Origin of the sequence: Haliscomenobacter sp., assembly GCF_041740695.1 — a bacterium.
Taxonomy (GTDB): Bacteria; Bacteroidota; Bacteroidia; order Chitinophagales; family Saprospiraceae; genus Haliscomenobacter.
In genome coordinates this window covers 37,735-57,202 of record NZ_JBGSLK010000043.1, presented here as the reverse complement: position 1 = coordinate 57,202, position 19,468 = coordinate 37,735, and the positions used below count along the sequence as shown (strand labels likewise).

General features: G+C 45.3%; 17 protein-coding genes. 7 read left to right on the top strand and 10 right to left on the bottom strand.

All coding sequences use genetic code 11. The annotated features are described in order from the left end of the window. Window positions 1–4: 4 nt before the first annotated feature. The 5 genes from ACEW9O_RS09180 to ACEW9O_RS09160 form a co-directional block, all read right to left on the bottom strand. A complete protein-coding gene (locus ACEW9O_RS09180) occupies window positions 5–2,425 on the bottom strand; it encodes a glucoamylase family protein (RefSeq protein WP_373549854.1) in 2,421 nt (806 codons plus the stop codon). Between the two features lie 221 nt (window positions 2,426–2,646). After that, window positions 2,647–5,400, bottom strand: coding sequence for a two-component regulator propeller domain-containing protein (locus ACEW9O_RS09175; RefSeq protein WP_373549853.1), 2,754 nt, complete (start codon window positions 5,398–5,400; stop codon window positions 2,647–2,649). Between the two features lie 148 nt (window positions 5,401–5,548). Next, window positions 5,549–6,433: a DUF5777 family beta-barrel protein gene (locus ACEW9O_RS09170; RefSeq protein WP_373549852.1), complete on the bottom strand. Its 885-nt coding sequence runs from the start codon at window positions 6,431–6,433 to the stop codon at window positions 5,549–5,551. A gap of 40 nt (window positions 6,434–6,473) precedes the next feature. After that, window positions 6,474–7,052, bottom strand: coding sequence for a YceI family protein (locus tag ACEW9O_RS09165; RefSeq protein WP_373549851.1), 579 nt, complete (start codon window positions 7,050–7,052; stop codon window positions 6,474–6,476). Between the two features lie 66 nt (window positions 7,053–7,118). Continuing rightward, a complete protein-coding gene (locus ACEW9O_RS09160) occupies window positions 7,119–7,619 on the bottom strand; it encodes a cytochrome P460 family protein (RefSeq protein ID WP_373549850.1) in 501 nt (166 codons plus the stop codon). 302 nt (window positions 7,620–7,921) lie between these two features. On the opposite strand from ACEW9O_RS09160, the gene ACEW9O_RS09155 reads away from it, so the two are divergent. The 5 genes from ACEW9O_RS09155 (at window position 7,922) to ACEW9O_RS09135 (ending at window position 12,932) form a co-directional block, all read left to right on the top strand. Next, entirely contained in the window at window positions 7,922–8,833 is a 912-nt protein-coding gene (locus tag ACEW9O_RS09155; protein ID WP_373549849.1) for a hypothetical protein, read from the top strand. A gap of 442 nt (window positions 8,834–9,275) precedes the next feature. Beyond that, window positions 9,276–10,157, top strand: a complete 882-nt coding sequence (locus tag ACEW9O_RS09150) for a helix-turn-helix domain-containing protein (RefSeq protein WP_373549848.1) — start codon at window positions 9,276–9,278, stop codon at window positions 10,155–10,157. Window positions 10,158–10,263: 106 nt separating this feature from the next. Next, window positions 10,264–11,286 (top strand): alpha/beta hydrolase, encoded by a 1,023-nt coding sequence (locus ACEW9O_RS09145; protein ID WP_373549847.1) that lies wholly within the window; start codon window positions 10,264–10,266, stop codon window positions 11,284–11,286. Window positions 11,287–11,474: 188 nt separating this feature from the next. After that, window positions 11,475–12,113 (top strand): hypothetical protein, encoded by a 639-nt coding sequence (locus ACEW9O_RS09140; protein WP_373549846.1) that lies wholly within the window; start codon window positions 11,475–11,477, stop codon window positions 12,111–12,113. Between the two features lie 30 nt (window positions 12,114–12,143). After that, window positions 12,144–12,932: a LytR/AlgR family response regulator transcription factor gene (locus ACEW9O_RS09135; protein ID WP_373549845.1), complete on the top strand. Its 789-nt coding sequence runs from the start codon at window positions 12,144–12,146 to the stop codon at window positions 12,930–12,932. A gap of 127 nt (window positions 12,933–13,059) precedes the next feature. On the opposite strand, the gene ACEW9O_RS09130 is transcribed toward ACEW9O_RS09135, so the two are convergent. From ACEW9O_RS09130 to ACEW9O_RS09110, 5 genes are all read right to left on the bottom strand, one after another. Then, window positions 13,060–14,133 carry an arginine-tRNA-protein transferase gene (locus tag ACEW9O_RS09130; protein ID WP_373549844.1) on the bottom strand — a complete coding sequence of 358 codons (1,074 nt, stop codon included), beginning with the start codon at window positions 14,131–14,133 and terminating at the stop codon, window positions 13,060–13,062. A 93-nt stretch (window positions 14,134–14,226) separates the two neighbouring features. After that, the gene (locus ACEW9O_RS09125) at window positions 14,227–14,838 is read right to left on the bottom strand and encodes a hypothetical protein (protein WP_373549843.1); all 612 of its coding nucleotides are present in this window, start codon (window positions 14,836–14,838) and stop codon (window positions 14,227–14,229) included. A 178-nt stretch (window positions 14,839–15,016) separates the two neighbouring features. Further along, window positions 15,017–15,265, bottom strand: a complete 249-nt coding sequence (locus ACEW9O_RS09120) for a hypothetical protein (RefSeq protein WP_373549842.1) — start codon at window positions 15,263–15,265, stop codon at window positions 15,017–15,019. 2 nt (window positions 15,266–15,267) lie between these two features. After that, a complete protein-coding gene (locus tag ACEW9O_RS09115; RefSeq protein WP_373549841.1) occupies window positions 15,268–15,792 on the bottom strand; it encodes a hypothetical protein in 525 nt (174 codons plus the stop codon). 38 nt (window positions 15,793–15,830) lie between these two features. Further along, window positions 15,831–17,171, bottom strand: coding sequence for a GntP family permease (locus tag ACEW9O_RS09110; protein ID WP_373549840.1), 1,341 nt, complete (start codon window positions 17,169–17,171; stop codon window positions 15,831–15,833). A gap of 257 nt (window positions 17,172–17,428) precedes the next feature. Here ACEW9O_RS09110 and ACEW9O_RS09105 point away from each other — a divergent pair, with 257 nt between their 5' ends. Next, the gene (locus tag ACEW9O_RS09105) at window positions 17,429–17,905 is read left to right on the top strand and encodes an Lrp/AsnC family transcriptional regulator (protein ID WP_373549839.1); all 477 of its coding nucleotides are present in this window, start codon (window positions 17,429–17,431) and stop codon (window positions 17,903–17,905) included. Window positions 17,906–18,074: 169 nt separating this feature from the next. Further along, window positions 18,075–19,439 (top strand): NAD-dependent succinate-semialdehyde dehydrogenase, encoded by a 1,365-nt coding sequence (locus tag ACEW9O_RS09100; protein WP_373549838.1) that lies wholly within the window; start codon window positions 18,075–18,077, stop codon window positions 19,437–19,439. Window positions 19,440–19,468: the final 29 nt, after the last annotated feature.

The following is a 19,468-nucleotide window of genomic DNA, read 5'->3' as shown; positions in this document are numbered from 1 at the left end:
GAACCTATTGCGAAATGACCAGTGGATAAGTGCTTGTATACGTGGGTGAACTGATTTGCAAGAAGTAAGTTCCTTTGGGTAGTGCTGGCAAGGTAAATTGCTGACGCTGTAGTCCGGTGTTGAGTCGTGTAGGTCCTAATAAACGGTGTACTACCCGGCCTGCTGTATCGTTCAGCTCAATCTTGACTGTTTCGCTTGAAGGTTGAACAAAGGAAAGATCAAGATTTTTTTTGACCGGATTTGGGTATATTTTGAGTTGCAAGTCGGTAGCAGGGAGCGTCTCAACTTTGGTTACATCGGCGGTAAAGCCAATTTTTTTGAGCGCCGTCTGGATTTCAGCATTGGCCATGAAGTGCTTCCACAACAGACCACTGCGGTGGTTCTCGATCATGTTGATGATCGGGCCTTGGTCGATGGCGAGGTAACTGTCCGCAGTCCAATTGAGTTGAGGGTTGAAGGCATCATAAAATCCCATGGGGCCAAATAATTCGGCACCGTATTCGCGGTAAAAATGTTTGAGTGCCCCCAAAGATTCTACCGGAGTATAAGGAAAAGAGCCAAGTGCGGCAGTTGGGGCGATGGTGCCATTGTCTTGGGGGCCACTATTGGGTTCGTGTGCGAGGTAACCTTGTATGGGGTCGTCGCTGGCGGTTAAGCCCCAGCAGTTTTCGCCATAGCCCTTAAATTTCTTGGGATTGGCGATGCAATACGCCCGGTTGATCAGGGTGTGATTGCGGTTTTGGGTGAAATAGTTGGTGTATTTATCCTTGATGTTGCGTGGGTCAAAACCCATGAACGAATAATGGGCGAAGAAAAGGGGCCCACCTAAGGCAGGCCCTAGAGGTAATAGAACACTGTAATACTGATTCTTATTGACGTAGTTGCTGTTGCCAGCCCATCCTTTTTCATACAAACCTTCGGGTACGCCGTGGGTAGGTGCGGCAATGCCCAATAGGTAAACCATCATGCCTTCATTCCAGCCGCGCACGGGGAAGTTCATGGCGAATTGATGGTTGGGAGACCAGTGCCAGTAAATAAAGTTCTGGAAATATTGGCGGTACCAATCCCACTCAATGGCTTCCCACAATCCGGTGATTTTGCTGCGAATCTGCTGTTCTTCAGCTGTACTTCCCTTAAAATATTCCCGTGCCGTCAACAAGCCTTCAAAGAGGAAGGAAGTTTCTACCAAGTCACCACCATCGTCACGGGGGCTAAAGGGGATAACTTTACCAGTCACCCCATTCATCCAATGGGGAAAAGCGCCTTTAAAACGATCGGCTTTTTCCAGGAAACTGAGCATTTTTAACAAACGATCCCGCCCTTGTTCTCTGGTAATGAATCCTCTTTCAATCCCAACCAGCAGCGCCATCACCCCAAAACCAGTTCCGCCGATGGTGACAATGTCTCCAGAGGTATTCCGTTCGCGGCTAAGGCCCGATTGAGGGTGGGCAAAATCCCAGAAATAGCGGAAGGTATATTCCTGCACCATGTCCAGCAACTGCTCGTCGCTCATAGGCGCACTGCTGGCGCTGGCTACGGCGCTGGGCTGGCTTTCCTGGCCACTGCCACTGGCACTGGTGAGGCGATAACTCACCTTTACATTGAGTCCAAGTGGGCGCACAAAATCCAGGTAAATGCTATCGGATTTGCTCACTTGCCCGATGAGACTGAATGTTTGCCCTTCATTCAAAGAGCGGTAAACCCGAAAAGCGGTGCCGCCTGAGTTCCCACTATTTTTCCAGCGCAATTCGATGTGGCTATCGTAACCTTTGGCCCGAAACAGTTCTGGTGCAATTAGATTTGAGGTAGCAGCAGCCCGATAAGTCCGCACTTCATCAATCAAGAGGGTATGCTCCTGAGCATCGGCGGCATTTTGCCCAAAAATGATGGCTTTGATTTGTTTAAAATTGATGCCCGTTTGATTGGGATCGCTAAAAAAGACACTGAGGGGGATTTTGACCTGGGTCCAGGTTTTTGCATCCAGACCAGATGCATAATTGCCTAAGTTGTACTTGCGCGACTTGGTGGAACCAGGGGCACCTTCCAGAAAAATATTGGGCCAATCCGCCTTGTTAAGGCCATTGGGGGCATAAACCCAAAAAGCGAGGGTGTCGGTATTGCTGATGTCTTGAAAGGGGAAACCTGGGGCGATCACTATGGCCGACCAATCACCAGCGCTGCGTGAATTCCAACGCAGGCGCAAACTATTGCGGCCCTGAAAAGCAGTGCCATCGGTGGGGAGCTTGTCACCACTGCTACCGGTTTGTTCCAAAAAACTGGTTCCAGACTTAAATGCCAATCCAGTATCATAATAGCCAGGGTTGTTGCTGTCACTAAAAAAGTAAACTTCCTGACTATAAGTTGGCACACATGCCTGTAAAGAGAGGAATAGAAAGCTAAAAAAATGTAGGTAGCGTTGCTTCATACTTGCGATCAAATAGATGTAAGTGCAATCTTATCTCATTTATACTACAATAGCTATTTTTTAACCTCACCATTACTACGCCACTGCGAAAAATCACCGGGCTGGTGATTTTTTTATTATTGAAAATCAATGGTTTGTTATGAGAATTGTCATAAGTATAAAATGCGTGATTGTCAGGTGTTGAGCAGATGACAATCACGCACTTATCTTCCAAAACAGTACTACAAACTCATTAAAAACTCCACCAGGTTATCGTCCCCTTCCAGTTCAAGTTTTCGTCGAAGCCGGTAACGTTTGTTTTCAATGCCCCGAATGGAAAGGTGCAGGAGCGGGGCAATTTCTTTTGAACTCAAATTCATGCGCAGATAAGCAGCCAGGCGTAAATCTCCCGGGGTGATTGAAGGAAACATGGATTTGAGCTTTTTAAAAAACTCATCATGGACTTGGTTGAAATTGTCTTCAAAAACCTGCCAATCCTGCTCATTGCCCAGGTGTTCGTCCACCAGGCGCAGCATTTTTTGGTAGTGCTTGGCGGCAGTGCGATCCCCACTTTCGGCTTTAAAACGAATCAGTTCTTCCTTGATTTGCAATAATGCTTCATTTTTGCGGATCAGGTGAAAAGTGGAACTGGCCAATTCCTTGGACTTGTTGAGCACATCATTTTGCAGCTGAATGTTGCGGTTTTGGATGCGTTGTTGATGGAGTTCCCGCTCTTTTTCCAGGAGTAACTTGCGGCGCTGGATTTGAAGCCGCCGGTGGTGTACCCGATTCAACAAAGCATACAACCCGGCTAAGCCCAAAAAATACAAAAGGTACATCCAGGAGGTTTGGTACCAGTGTGGCGCAATGACAAAACTGCAACTTGCAGTCTGTTCATTGAGGTCTCGCTGTACTTCCAGTGTATAACGGCCCGGAGACAAACTGCTGAATTCTCTCTCGGAAAAGCGGCTCCAACCGGACCACTCTTTTTGCTCTTCCTTCAGCCGATAGCGAAACTGGGTCGTGCGGGTATATTCATCCAGGGAAAAAACAAAACGCAGCGTATGTGTGCCTGCTGGAAAATAAATCACCCCCTCCTTTCGGTATATTTTGTGTTTGTTTTTAGGGTTTAAGGATTCGATTTTTTTGATGCGTAAGGTTGATTCGGCATTTTTTTCCAAAGCATCAATCTGATTGAGCAAAGCATAACCGTTGTCGATGCAAAACAGGTAAGTTCCTTTTTGCAATTCCACAATGGGGTTGTAGTGGGTGGCAAGGGTGGTATTGATGATGCTTTTGAGTTGTTTGTTTTTTTTGATCCGCACCTGTTGGGGCATAATTTCGAATACCTCAGCAGCAGTGGAGCGGAAGAACTTGGATTGGGTTTCACCGGTAAGTGGAGCGGGAAGGCATTTTTTGATCTTGGGTTGGTAAATAAACTGCCGCCCTCTGGACCAAATCCACAGCTCCTCATCCTGCACAAAAACATCCAGATTGGAATTAGCGGGCAAACCGTCTGCGGTGTTGATCGTATCAATCGTAGTGATTTTTTGGTAACTGGAATCGAGGGTCAAGTGATAGATGCTTTCGTAGGGATTGACAGCCCAGCATTCATTGGGGGCTTGAAATACCAGCTTTTGCAGCGGCTCTTTTAGACCTTCAACTTGATGACTGAATTGCCATTGCCCAGCGGCATCTTGCCGGAAAACGACCAAACCGGTGTAGGTGCCTTGGAGTAAATATTGTGGCTTTTGAGGCGGCTGTACAAACCACCAACCGCCAGTCACGCTGGAAATGCGCCGAAACTGATTGCCATCAATAACAAAGGTGCCTTCATTGTGCCCACAAAGCAACTGGTCATTAAACACGGCCAATTGCCAAACTTGACCTTGTGAGCCCGGTAACAGTTGATACCTTTCATTTTTGATGAGTGGCCAGCTCCGATGAAAAACGCCCTGATTGCTGCCAATAAAAAGTCGCTTTTGGTGGATCGCAGCAGTATAAATGGCCCCAATCTCCCCCTCTCGATCGGTATAGTACAACATGGGATCGTGGAGCGCAACCAGGTCTAAACCTTTGTCCAAGCCCAGCCACAAGTTTTGTTTTTTGTCCTCAAATAAACTCAGAATGGTATTGTTTTGTAAACCATTGTTCTGGTTGAGGTGGTACTGAATTTGTGCTCCTTTGACTATAAAAACGCCATTCAAAATGGTACCCAAGGCCAAACGACCATCGCGCAGCCGAATCGCTTTGTTCAATTGATACCGCTTTAATTCCGGATTTACAGGATGCTCCCAAGGGACAAACATATTTCCTTTTTGCCGGAACATACCTCCGTTGCTGGTACCTACCAACAAACCAGCCGGATCAGCAATGAGGGCCGTAATGGTTTGATTGGCAAAAAAATCACTGCCTTTTAGCTCGTTTATTTTTTGCTTTGCCCCCAATTCATAAATCGGCGCTCGGATGGCTGGAATCAACAAACGGCCATTACATTCTTTGATGAACATAAAAGGAAAATACGCCGGAACTCGCTCCACTTTTTTGCCAGCATACTGGTACATTACCCCAAAAGACTGAAAATAGACTACCTCACGATGAACCAAGATGTGCCAAAACTCTTCCTTGCGAATGTCTTCCCGTGGCAATTGTTTGCTAAGAGAGGTGTAGTATAAGTTGCCAAGTTGATTGCGTTGCCAAAAGCCAAATTCGCCATAACTGCCACAGTAGATTTTCCCGGTTTGATCGCTTGCCACGGCTCGGGCGGTTTGGCCATTGGGCAAGGGGTGCAGCTCCCAGTTGGCGCCGTCGAACTCTAACAAGCCATCTTTGTTGCCTGCATAGATGATGCCGTGTTGATCCTGGGTGATGGACCAAATTTGATTGGAGGCTTGGTAGGTTTTTGCAGGAAAATTGAGGATCAAAGGGACGTCGGCGGCTTTCGTATTAAAGCTTGAACATGCAAATAACAGTAAAAAAAAATAGATGATTTTCATACGCCTGTCCCCAATCTATGCTTTGAGTAACAAATTTAATACAAAGGGGCAAAAACTGCTTTAAAATATCGTAATGCAAAAGAAACCCGGATGGACCATCGGCCAGCCGGATTTCAAATTTAGTATAAAGACCGATTGCGTGAATTATTTAATGCACTAGTTGATCAGCCTTCTTTTTTTCTTTTAATTGAAAAACCCGCGATAGGTTAAACCCAAACTGGATGTCTCCGTTTAGCCAATCTCCATTTGCTTCGGTTAACAATGCTCTTTCATTCATACCAACGGCATTGGAGAAGTGCAATTGAAAAACATGCCCGCCAGTATCAATATCAAAACCAATGGAAAGTGGATTGTGACCTGAATTGGGAAACGGTGGATTCAGGATATAGGAATAGTCGATAATCAATGCGACTCGTTTGACAAGTTTGTAACGAGCGCCGAGCTCGATTGCCATCAAGTCATTGTCAATTTGTTGTTGCTCAACAATATTCCGATGCAGCCAGGTTGGTGCCAATTGTAAGGAAATTTTTTCATTGAACTTTCGACCAATGATGAGCTGCGTGTAGTAAGCCAACCTGCGTTTAAACGTAGGCTCAATTTCAGGGTTGCTAAACGGGGCCCGCAAACCATTGTAGGCAGCTCCTCCAACCAAAACAAGGGAAATGGGTATAGGTTTGCTCCCTTTGGTTTGTGAGAGTAAGCGGTATTTGGCAAATCCATCCATTTCTTTTCGATTGGTACTCCGTCCGATCCCTATGCTTAAATTAGAAGAGATACCATAATCAAAACTCATCCGCATGGAGGCATTATCCAGGCCAAAAAGATTGTAAAAGCCATCGCTAATTTTACCGAATCGGTGCAATATGCGAAAATCAAGGGCTCCTGCCCCCAGCATTTCAATACTATGGCTGTTGACAACTCGAGGAGATTTGAAGGCATTCACTACTTGCTCCTTTTCTGTTTCTTCACCCAATAAGCCAATAAGGTTATCCTCTTGGGCCATGATTGCTTGCCAGGATATGCCGAGAAGCATGATCGAGCTTATGAAAAATCGATAGCTTTGTTTCATCGTGCTATTTGTTTGTGTTTAAAATTTCAAGCTGGGTACTGACTGTAACTTTGGCACTTTCAGCAACTTTTAAAAAGACCACGGTTGGGATATCAATTTTATAGTCCTTCAACAAAACTTCAAAGCTAGAATTTACCCGAACTTTACCTTTCTCGATGGTGATGACCCCTTTGAAATTTGATTCCTTTACTACACCATGTAAGCTCAGCATTCCTGCTACATTAACTGGGTAGGTACCATCTTTTGTGAAATCAACCTTACTGATTTCATTAATCTTGCCTTTAAAGGTGGCTTTGGGATATTTTTCGCTTTCCAAGTAGTTTTCATTAAAATGTTTCTGCATCAATGAATTCCTAAAGACAAATTTGTTGATGTTTACCGACCATTCCATTTGCCCTGTATTTGAATCAATTACGCAGAAAGCGCTGTTGTTTTGAGCCTTAATATCCTCAATGTCATCAAGTTTACCTTCTGCATCAAAGATGACTGAACCTGATTTGGAATAGTATTTTGATTGCCCTTGGACGAGTCCACTGACGCTCAACAATGCTGTCAGCAGGAGATACATGTGTGATGTATTCATGATAAAGTTTTTGATTGGAAATGAAGAGAAACCGGAATGTGATTTACCCATGCAGGCTATTGTAGACTAATTTTTCGAAAAAGCATAGTCTTGATTTTTAACCAATGAGTGACAGTTGTTGCAGGTATTTGAAGCGCTGCGAGAAGTTATTTTACTAGCTGCATCGATTTGGAACCATTCCCAACCATTGTGAGCAGGATTGAATGAGCCGCCACGTTTTACCATGGCAACAATCCCGTAGCCCCCTTTTACTTCTTTGATAAGGATCGTGCCAATAGGGTATTGCCCATTGGTACCCCGTTTGGTATTTGGTGGTTTGATCCAGATGGTCCTTGCTGCATCGGTATGAGCTCTCCCTTCGGCAGAAAGTGCCTTATCCAAAATTGCAACTACTTCCCAGTTTCTAAAACCATCGAAGTCAGCGTCCTTCGCGATGAATTCTTCTACGGTCGACGTTGGCGGCGTATTGCTGTCTTCTTTCTCATTTCCACATGAGTTGAAAAATACGAGGATACCAAGCAGAATGGAACAAATGAAAAACATTGATTTTGCCATGATTTTTTTCACAAAAAAACAAAGGGGTTTGGTGTGGTGCTGTCCGTGAAAAGACATGTTATGTTAATGAAAATGTCATTAGAATTACATTTTATCTGATTTCATCAAAAGCTATAATGTTTTGGAAATTATATAGATAGCGCCTTAGTGATTTCCCTCTATTTTAAAAAATTATCTCTAATATTTGTCTTGGTTATGCATTCTTTTTTTTTAGGAAAATCGTCCATTATATTGCCCTTTTCATCCATTATCAAGAGCACTCTATTCGTTGATCTTTGCTCCAATTAATTGTTTACTTTAAATCAACGAATCGCATGAAATCGAATTTATTCCTGAATTTACTGCTACTTTCAGTGGCAATTATCTTCACAAGTTGTGATGATGATGACGCAAAACCCACTGGCGTCAATCCTGATACTGCCGCAAAACAAGCGGTAGATCGTTTTTCAGCTAGTGCAGGAATGCTAATGGTAAGAAGTGCTACCAATGGCCTACCGGAGGCAAACGCTGCAATTGATTTTGACAAGACTCCATTTATTACAAAGGGCTTTGGCCCATCAGGCAACATCGTAGACTACTACAATTTTGATGTACAATCGACCGTCCCTGCCCCAATTTATGTTCCGATGAACAATGGCAAAACCATTGAGGGGCAATTAAACGTCATTGAACAAATCCCAGGTGATGCAGGATACAATGACTTTTGGGTGGTCAACGCAGTTGAAGTGCCTGCGGATTTTGTTGCCAATAGTGTTACTTCATTAGCAGATATTAAGGCCAAAGGGTATACGGTCAAACCTACTACCAATTTGGTCAATTGCCCGGTTGTCCCTGAAGGCTCTACCGCAACGAAACGATTGGGTAGTGGAGGAAAAGGCCTCGTCCGGGGTTGGTACAAAGGGAAAATTGTCTTCTATTTTACTTTTGAAGAAAAGGCCCTTACCGGAAGTACTGTCCCCCTTTCTCCTATTTATGTTTCTTTCAAAATCAACCCGGACAAACCTGGTGGTGGACCTCCATCTGGGTTTATTGACAATGGAGCTGGACTGACCCACAACGTACTAGCAACTCTTCCAGCAGACGCGAGCTACTCCCCTTTGTGGCTGGTTAATGTTTTTGATAATGCTGATTTTAACAAAGTCAGCAATTTGGCTACGGCAAAAGCTGCCAAAATTCTCGGTACCGGCGTAGCAAACGTAAACTGTCCGGTGGTTAGCCAACAATAGAACCTGTGAAATTTATTTTTAATTGGATGCGCTGCTTAGGAACGAGAACGAAATAAGTTCCCGAATTTACCAAAGCTATTTTAAACTTAGTCGAGTATCTTTTGAGGCGAATAGCAAGCCTATTTAACGAAAAAGATAGGAAGAATAAGTTCGAAAGAGCGAAGGTAAAGCGGGAAGTTATTTCGTTCTCGTTCCTTATGGTATAGGCAGCGCATTTTTTATGTTTGAAAATGGCCAAAACGCGAAACTGTCCGTCAGCAAGCCAACACAAATGAGTAATGTTCAAGTACAAAGACTAATTTTGAAATATTAAGGTATACTCTGCTACTCCTAGCTTTGTGCATGATAGTACGCCCCAACTAAGCTCCTGTAAGAGTTGCCACTATGCCCAAAATTTGGCGGAGTAAAAGGTGATACCCTCAACCCAAAAGCTTGCTTAACCATGACTCCAACTGGACAACATACTCACATTTTCGAGAACAATGCAGCTGCTGCTTTACTGATCAAGCCGTTTAATCAAGATTCATTTAGTCAAATACAAAGGCAATATCACTATTCTATTCTTTGGCTTAAAAAAGGTAGCGCAACGCTCAAAACAAATTGTAATGAATATGAATTGAGGCAGGAGACTATGATGTTTTTTTCTCCTTATCAGCCATTTATCCTGAGTTCTTCCGCTGAAATAGTTGGTGAATTCATTCAATTCCAGGCTGATTTTTTTTGCATTTACAAACACGATAAAGAAACAAATTGTAATGGATTACTATTTAACAACCTGTTCAACCCTCCTTTTATTTTTATCGAAAATGCCGGGTATAGTAATGAATTTTTACGGCTGCTTGAAAAGATTAAAGCTGAAATGAACACCTTTGATTCTTCCAAACAAGAAATGCTGGTTGCTTACCTTAAAATTTTTCTCATCCATGCTGCGCGCCTCAAAAAAAAGCAGGAAAAAGAGCATGAACAGCAACCTTTAGTGGACAATCATCCTTCTGTTTTGCAAACCTTTAAAGAATTAATTGAAGCCCACTTTAGAGAAAAACACTCGCCCAGGGATTATGCCTTGATGCTTAATATCACGGCTAAAACCCTTGGGAGAATCACCAAAATGTATTGCAATAAAACCCTCACTGAACTCATCTCCGAACGCATCATCATCGAGGCCCAACGAGAGCTGTATCTTACTGAAAAATCCGTTAAACAGATCGGAGCGGAGGTCGGTTTTGACGACGAATACCATTTTAGCCGGTATTTCAAAAATGCAACCGGGGTTAGCCCTGCTCATTTTAGAGAAAAACTTGTTGCATTTCAAGTCATTATTTGATTTCCGTTCCTTAGGGGCGATGAAAAAAAAGTGTTCATTTTGCCAGTGGATTAGATAAGTAAACGATTCATTACAAGTATCTTATCTAATTCTTTGGCCTAAAAAAATGAACACTTATTTTTGCCCCACTACTTATGGTTTATCCTTCACCTTTTCCTACCTTCGCCCCAAGCAAACATTCAATTCAACTATGGCCAAGCCGAGCTGGTTCAGACAAACCATCAGAGGTATTTCAAAGTTTTTAGGTAGTAATACGGGCACTGATGCATCAGCAGCAAAGCCTGATTTACAAAAAATGACTCATCCGTACGCCGAGAAAAATGGCCAACTGCTGGAATTGGATGTTTACCAGCTTGCCACTGAAGTTGAGCGCAAAGACCGACTTGCGGTACTGTATTTCCACGGTGGTGGTTTTTCGGAAGGCAGCCGCAGCGAAATCCGCTATGTACAATTCGCCGAAAAACTGGCCCGCCTGGGGCTCGTGGCCATCCCTTGTTCCTATCACCTGAGCATGCGCGGCCGTTCGATGAGTTGTGATCAACAACAATCCATCAAAATTGCTGCTTTTCGCAGTGCGGCAGAAGACGTGTGGTCGGCTACCCGTTTTGTGCTGGAACATGCCGAAGCATGGGGCATCCACCCTGAGCGAATTATCCTGGCGGGCAGCAGCGCAGGAGCGGAAGCAATCGTCAATGCTGCTTACTGGAAAGAGGGTGAGCTGGGGCTGGAGCAACGTGGGTTACCGGCTGGGTTTCGATATGCTGGCCTTTTGGTTATGGCGGGTGCTTTGCTGGACATCAACTGGATTACGGCCGAAAATGCTTTGCCATCACTCCTGTTTCATGGTGAAAGCGACCCCTTGGTGCCATATGGAGCTGCATCTCACCATTTGTGCAAACCAGATCAACCGGGCTACCTGCCCCTGTTTGGTGCTGGCGCCATTGCTCAGCGCCTGAAAGCGCTCAACAAGCCCTATATGTTAGTGAGTGGTACTGAAGGTGGGCACGGGTGGGCGGACAAACCGATGTTTGAGCACCTTGACGCCATCGCTGATTTTATGGGTAGTGCTGAAAAACTACAAACCTTTCGGCAAATTGAAGAGCGCTGGAAATGGAGCAAAAAAATTTAAACCCCGTGTCATCGCTTCCTAAGCCAAACTTTTTTACATTTAATGCCTAGTATGACGCAAAAAATTAATTCCCGATTTTTTTTGAGGCTTTTGAATAGGAAGCTCACTTGAAATGAAGCGTTCGACTTCCTATTCAAAACCCAAAATCGGGAAGTTAATTTTTCTGCGTTGCTAAAACACTTGATTGTATGAAATCCGCTTACCTTTTGCTTGGATTGGGTCTGTTTTTCGTTTTGGCTTGTCAACCTGCTGGCAAAAAACCTCAAGCAGAAGGAGTAGACAATGGACGGCAGGCCGCAGGTGGAGATTTTATGTTGGTGCCTGGTCAACGAATCGGACCCTTTTACGCAGCGCATAGTTTAGAAAACGATCTGGTACAAACCTTTGGGGTGCAAAATGTAAAACGCCAGGAGATTTACCTGGGTGAAGGCGCTACGGCTCCTGGTTTTGTCATTTTTGGAGATACCCGCAATGCCGTTGAAGTGTATTACGATACCAGCATTGTAAAAGATCGCCCGGCATTGTTGCGCATCACTGAAGAAGGAACTGATTGGAAATCGCCCGAAGGCATTACGATTGGTACAACACTGGAAGAACTGGTGAAAATAAACGGCAAACCCGTCACCTTTTGGGGCTTCGGCTGGGATTATGGCGGAGCGGTTAGCAATTGGAATGGTGGGAAAATTGATGCTGGGCTGATGTTGGTTTTAGAAGACAGCCGGAAAAATAGCCCAGAATCATTGCTGGGGGAAAAAGAAATTGTTTCTACGGCTAATGGTGTTGATCCCAAACGGATCAAGGTAACAACGATCAATGTGCGACTTTAGCGCTGGGTTTTAGCGCTCACAATAAGTGATATGAAGATAAGATGTCTAATTGTTGATGATGAACCATTGGCCCTGGATGTGTTGAGTTCTTATATCAATCGCATCGAAGGCCTGGATCTGATTGGGCGTTGTGAAAATGCCCTGCAAGCTTTTGCTCTCATGCAGGAGCAAACGGTTGATCTATTGTTTTTGGACATTCAAATGCCTAAGTTGGATGGCATTGAATTTCTAAAAACTTTGCAGCAAAGACCCAAAATTATCTTCACCACTGCCTATCGTGACTACGCCATCGAAGCTTTTGAAATGGATGCGGTGGATTATTTGTTAAAACCCATCCCCTTTAGTCGCTTTCTTAAAGCATTGAGTAAGGCTTACTCGCAATTTCAACAGGCGGCCAATAGCGCTGGTGAAACGCCGAGTGCCTCTGGTCTGGGATCTTCAATCATCATCGCTCCCGGCATTTCCAATATTCCGGCCATTAGCGAGGACAATATGCCGATGCAAACCGCCGATAGCATAATAGTGCGGGCGGATAAAAAAATGATCAAGGTCCCCCTGGAAGACATCCAGTACATTGAAAGCCTGAAAGATTACGTGATCATCCATGTGGGAGGGCGCCGGATTGTGACCAAACAAAAAATTAGTTATTTGGAGCAAAAACTACCTGACGGGAAATTCTTGCGCATTCACCGTTCTTTTTTGGTAGCACTGAATAAAATTCAGGCTTTTTCACCCAATCACGTAGAAATAAACAGCCAGGAATTGCCGATTGGGCGGAGTTACAAGAGTGAAGTGGCGAAGGTGTTGGGATTTGTGTAAGGGGCGATAAAAAAATAAATGTTCATTTTGCCAAAGGATTAGATAAATAAACGGTTCATTTAAAGCGTTTTATCTAATCGTTGGGCTCAAAAAAAATGAACATTTATTTTTGCCCCACTACTAGTGCTTATTTTACTTTCCCTTTAACTTGTTCCGTTTGAAGTGCATGGAGTACCTGCTCTGGGCTTGCATTGCTTTCCAGTACCTGCTCCATCAAAATCAACTGCACAAAATTCCGCTCAGCATTAAACATGCTGGTGTAGGCATCATTGAAGTAGAACAAGGAATAATCAAAGTTGGAACACAACAGCAACTGATACTGGCCGATCCGAGGATCAAAAACCAGAATGTAATGTCCGTCCTCTTCCTGTGTTTCCCCCCCATAAACCAGCAGTGGGTAGTCAAAAAAGGGTAGGGAAGGGTAACCAAATAGATTGGCTTCAAAAAGAGGATAAAACTTGAGGGGTAGGTTCAACCGCATCTTAAGCGCCGTTTGGCGCAAAACTTCCAATTTGACCCGCATGCGGTAAATGGGAAGTTCTTCCTTGGTAAAAGCAGCATAAGGCAACCACTCCCCCGAGCGCAAGTCGTAATAATCTACCGGCCCAATGCGCAACTTGTATTCAAAACGATCGTAACCCGGCACCACATAGCCCGGATAGAAGTATTTGAACCCTTGAATTTTGCCGTATTCCACCTCCATGAGCATTGTGTACAAGCCCAGGCTGTGGGCTTTGTATTCAGGGTCGTAAAAACCCAAAATGCTGGCAATGCTGTCTTCCCCCAGGTCAAAATAACTGACGGCAATCAGCTTGGCGCCATCGTACACCGTAAATTCATAGGTATTGTACACATTGAAATGATCGCCATCCTGCAAAGAGTCGAGAATGGAAGGGGCAATCATACCGGGAAAGATGGCCCGGTAGCGTTGGTACAGATTTTCTCGACTCACATCGATCACCGCCTTGCCAAAATGGAACTGAAAACGCTCATTGTTGCGCTTAATGACCTTGCGCAGGCTTTTGCTGAACTGGTGCGCTTGCAAATCGAGCCGTACCCAAATGGCCGAGTAAAAGGTTTCGCCAAAGCACAAAAAGTGGGTAGTAAATATCGTTTGCCCCATCCGGTACCAACCATTGGCCAGATAGTCATCCAATTCTTTCCCCTTGATGCGCTCCGGATAGTGTTTTACTGCAAACATAAGGCGTGCAACATCCGAAAAAAAAATCAATGCGCAAAGGAATGGGGGAGGATTTAGGAATTTAAAGCAAGGGCGATAATCCGGGTTTGGCTTTTATTTTTTCGATTGAGCCGCCAAATTTGGATATGATAACACACACTTTTCCCCACTCAACCAATAGCCCAGTAAGGCGCGGTTGTAAGTAATCTCCGCGATATACCAGGTTGTGAAATGCTGAAAAACTGATTGCATCAGCGGTTGAATGGTAACCACAGCATCCCCGGTGTAGTTGGCATGGATAAGGTACAACTCACCCTCCTTCTTCAATAAATAGCCCACATGGCTTTCGTCCAAACCAATGAAGTACAGACCTTCTTTCAATTCCTGATTGATCTTTTGGGCCATACTTCTCGCCGGGAAACCGGCAAAAGTCTGGCAGCTTTTGTGCAGGCTCAGCGCTATGGCCTCATCTCGTGGGCCTTGCTGCGCCAACTTGTAACGATTCAGAGCAATCCCCGCATGGAGTAGGGTAGTGGAAACAAAGTAACCACAGGCAATTTTCCCTTGGTTGGGCGTATCAGTATAGCCGTTAAAATCCCAGGGCGTGCCATACCAGTGCGGGAAGATTGTCTCTAATAAGCCTTCGGTGAATAGAATCCCGGCTTGAGTGCTGTCGATTGTGCCACTAGCAAGTTGTTGGCGTACTTTGTTGCGTAAAGTCAGCATCTGGGCCTTTGCTTCCGCGTAGTTTTGTGTACTAGATGCTAAAAGGGCAAGTGGTACTTTTTTAGAGACGTGCTGAAAGGGTTTGGGGTGTCTGGGGCCTAGGTTGTTGCAGGACAAAAGCAAGAGGATCAAAAAGTACAACGATATGTATTTGACTCTTATTAGGTTTAGGTTAGGGCTATACATCAAGCATTTTTATTAACCAAGTTAAGGCAGGATCGTTTTCAGCCATTCGGAGTAATCGATATCGTTTTGCTTCTTTTTCATTGAACTCGGGATGCCTCATTTTTATTCCGAATAATTGCAACTTGATTGCATCATCAATCATTTCTGCGCTAAGCCGGAGTCTTTCTTCAATTGATTTGGACAACCAAATGTCTTGTTGAATCTTTTTTACGTGTAAAGGAGTGTCTGGAGATAAATACATGATTACAAGAGGTTAAAGGTTTTCAAATTCAACAGCTCACACCATTTGAGAACATAGTCCATGTTGAGGGCTTCTGTACTCAATAAATTTCGGATGTCGGACTTTTGCTTTTCACTTTCCAATTCCTGTATCCATCTGATTTTTGAAAGGACTAAATCTTCTTTGCTAATAATCCACAATTCAACGCCTTCAAAAATAGCCTTTTTCCGATTTTGAAACTTGAATTGTTCATAAAAATCATTGTTACGCAAAATGAAATCGACTTTCATTCCAGTAGAATAGTCAATAATGTTAAACATGGATTTTCTTTCAATTGCATCATACATCGCATCTTCTGAAAAATAAAATCCATCACCCAAAAGCTTGATCAGATTTGGAACATCTTCTAGCAACATTTCTACGATAATATCGATATCCTGTGTAGTCCTTGGTTCAGCGTAAACATTCATGGCTACACTACCTGAAAGCATGTAAGGAATACCCAGCATATTCATCATTTTACATATTTTTTCAAGTAAATTCAGCATTTAAGGAATTTTCTCCAAAGATACATTTGATTCTCCAACTACCCCAACAAAAACAGCCCCCAAATCAACAACTGCGCCACGACCCCCATCACCGCCGTCACTGGCGTATACAACCTGAACAACACATCCGTGCGCAAATTTGAAAACGTCGAAATCACCCAAAAATAGGCGTCATTGGCATGTGAAATCACCATCGACCCCGCACCCAGCGAAAGTGCCGCTAAGGTCCGGCCCCATTCACTATCCAAACCCAGCCCCGGCAACAGGGGTGCCACAATACTCGCCGCTGTAATCGCCGCCACAGTGGATGAGCCCTGCGCCGTTTTTAAAACCAAGGCTACCAAGAATGGGAAAAACAAGCCCAAATGCCATTGCTCAATACTCGCAGCCAAAGCAGTACTCACATTCGTCGCGTTGAGCATGGCCCCAAATGTACCGCCGCCTGCAATAATCGCCAAAATCGGCCCCGCTTTTTCCACCCCCTCACCAAACCACTTTTGAATTGACTTGCGGTCGTTCGCCCTGGGCAACAACAGCACCGCCAGACCAATCGCACACAACAAGGCAATAATTGGATCACCAATCAAACTCAAAAACTTCAACCACCCACTTTTGGGGGCATCCGCCGCAATCCCCAAAAAGGCCAAAGACTTGAGGCCAATCAAAAAAATGGGTACTACCACGGGCAGAAAAGAACGCCACACTGCTGGGAGTTGTCGGGGTTCACTGGCAATTGGGTCCACTTCTTTGGACAACTCAGCCTCTGTCACCTTTGGCCCAAAACGCAAAGCCCAAAAATAACCCAAAAGGGTCAATGGAATGGAAATACCAATGCCCAGCAACATCACCATGCCAAGGTCGGCCCCTAGGGTAGCGCCTGCGGCAGCAATACCTGGATGAGGCGGCACCAGGCAATGTACCCCGTACAAAGAGGTGGCCAAACACAAAGTCATCAGCGGCATGCCGAAATTGGTACGCCGAACCAGGGATTGTTTCAAACCATTGAGAATGATGAACCCTGAATCACAAAAAATGGGCAAACCCACCAAAAAACCGGTGATCGAAAGCGCGGCGGGTGCCCGATTTTCGCCCACTTTTCCCAGAATGTAATTCGCCATGCGCAAGGTGGCACCACTGCGTTCCAGCAAGACGCCCAGCACTGTGCCGAGAATGATGACCAGCCCAATTTTTTTCATGGTCTCGCCAAAACCTTCTTTGAGGGTATCCACAATTTTGTCAAGTGGCATTCCTGAAACCAATCCCAGCAACAAAGCAATCAAAAACAGCACCAGAAAAGGGTTCATCCGCCAACGCGCGGTACTCCACACGATAAGCCCCACACTACCAAACAACAAGCTGAACATCCAAAGCGTAGACATAGGCGTTTTTTTACTAAGTAGTGGGGCAAAAATAAGTGTTCATTTTCTCTGAGCCAAAGGATTAGATAAGACACTTAAAATGAATCGTTTACTTATCTAATCCTTTGGCAAAATGAAACACTTATTTTTTATCGCCCTAAAAGAAACGGAATGCTCAAAAATAATTCGATTTTCGACCAAAAAATCAAAATATTTTTCTCTTCTCCCTTCCTCGTTTCAAATGAATCTCTATTTTTACTCCAATAATACAACCCACTTTGGAAACCACCAATACAAACGATTACCAACCAGACGAAATTGACCATCTGATTTTGCAAACCCTGCAAAATGACGGTCGAAAATCTTTTTCCGATCTGGCAAAAGAAATGGGTATGGCCGTCAGCACCATCTCCAAACGATACATGAACCTGGTCGACTGTGGCATCCTTGCGATAGTCGGGCGAGTTGAACCCGAGCGCATTGGCCTCAACGCCTACGCGGCCATCAACGTACAGGTGGATACCGTAGCGAATGTTGAACGAGTCGCCCAGGAACTGATGGCCCTCCCTGAAGTGAGTTTTTTGGCGCTACGTACTGGCGATTTCCAACTGGAAATCAACGTCATGTGCCGCGACAACTCCCACCTCATGGAAATCCTGCGCAGCAACATGGACAAAATCAACCATGTACGCAAATACGAGATCAACATGTACCTCAAAGTCTATAAGTGGGGGAGAACGAGTGAGAGTGAGTAGTGGCAACCCTTAGTGGTTGCCGCTGTATGGGTGTGATAGCCTTCCACCGCCCAAGAGATATCGCCAACCCATGGATTTATCCATGGGAGGCCACCTACCGCCCCAACCCACGAATTTATTCGTGGGACACCAACCCGTGGCTTTTGTCGTGGGAAAACTCCGTAAACCAATGCCAAAATTCTTCAAATCCCTCAACCCCTACACCCAAGAAATCGTAGGGGAATACATGGAAGCCAGCGCAATTCAAATCGATGTCAAGCTGGAATGGGCCCAAATGGCCCAACGCGACTGGGCTGCCCGCAGCTTCCCCGATAGAGCCGCCTGCTTTGAGCACCTGGCCCAATACCTGCGCGAGCAGAAGGCCGAATTGGCCCTGCTCATGACCCAGGAAATGGGCAAAATCCTGCCCGAATCCCTCGGCGAGATCGAAAAATGTGCTGCTCAATGCAGCCATTATGCCCAACACGCCGAGTCTTTGCTGCAAGCACAAAACATCCCCACCGACGCCAAAGAAAGTGGGGTCAGCTATGAACCCGTCGGCATCGTTCTGGCCATCATGCCCTGGAATTTCCCATTTTGGCAGGTTTTTCGCTATGCAGTTCCGGCTTTGATGGCGGGTAATGTCACACTACTCAAACACGCGCCGAATGTGTTCGGCTGTGCCGTGGCTATCGAAACCGCTTTCCGAGCGGCAGGTTTTCCAGAAGGAGTATTCCAAACACTGATTGCTGATGTCGATGCAATACAAAGTTTGGTGGCCGACGACCGCATTGGCATGGTCACTCTCACCGGGAGCGAACGAGCTGGATCATCTTTAGCTGCACTGGCGGGTAGCCACATCAAAAAAACGGTGCTGGAACTCGGGGGCAACGACGCCCTGATCGTCTTGCCCGATGCCGATTTGGACAAAGCAGCGGCGGCGGCAGTGCAATCGCGGATGATGAATGCCGGGCAAGTGTGTATCGCCGCCAAGCGTTTTTTGGTGCACCAGGACATAAAAGCGGCTTTTACAGAAAAGGTTTTACACTTGATTCAAAATCTCAAACAAGGCGACCCACTCGATCCAACCACCCAACTTGGCCCATTGGCCCGCCTGGATTTGGCCGAAACCCTGGAGCGCCAACTGCAAAAAGCCCTGGCCCAAGGAGCAACCCTGCTTTACGGTGGCCAGCGCGACGGCTGCAATTTTCAACCCACCCTGCTGGACAACGTTCAGCCCGATTCGGTGGCTTTTCGAGAAGAAACCTTTGGCCCCTTGGCCGCCATTACCACCATCTCTTCCGAACAAGAAGCGATCAAACTGACGAACCAATCCCGTTACGGCTTGAGTGCAGCGATCTGGACCCAAGATTTGGATAAGGCTAAAACCCTGGCCCGCCAACTGGAAGTGGGCAGCGTTTTTGTCAATGCGGTGGTGCGTTCCGACTCCCGTTTACCGATCGGTGGCGTGAAAAAATCGGGCTATGGTCGGGAGTTGTCGGAGGCGGGGATCAAGGATTTTTGTGTGGTAAAAACGCATTACATTAATGGTTGAGAAGGTTTAGGGAGGTTGAGAAGGTTTAG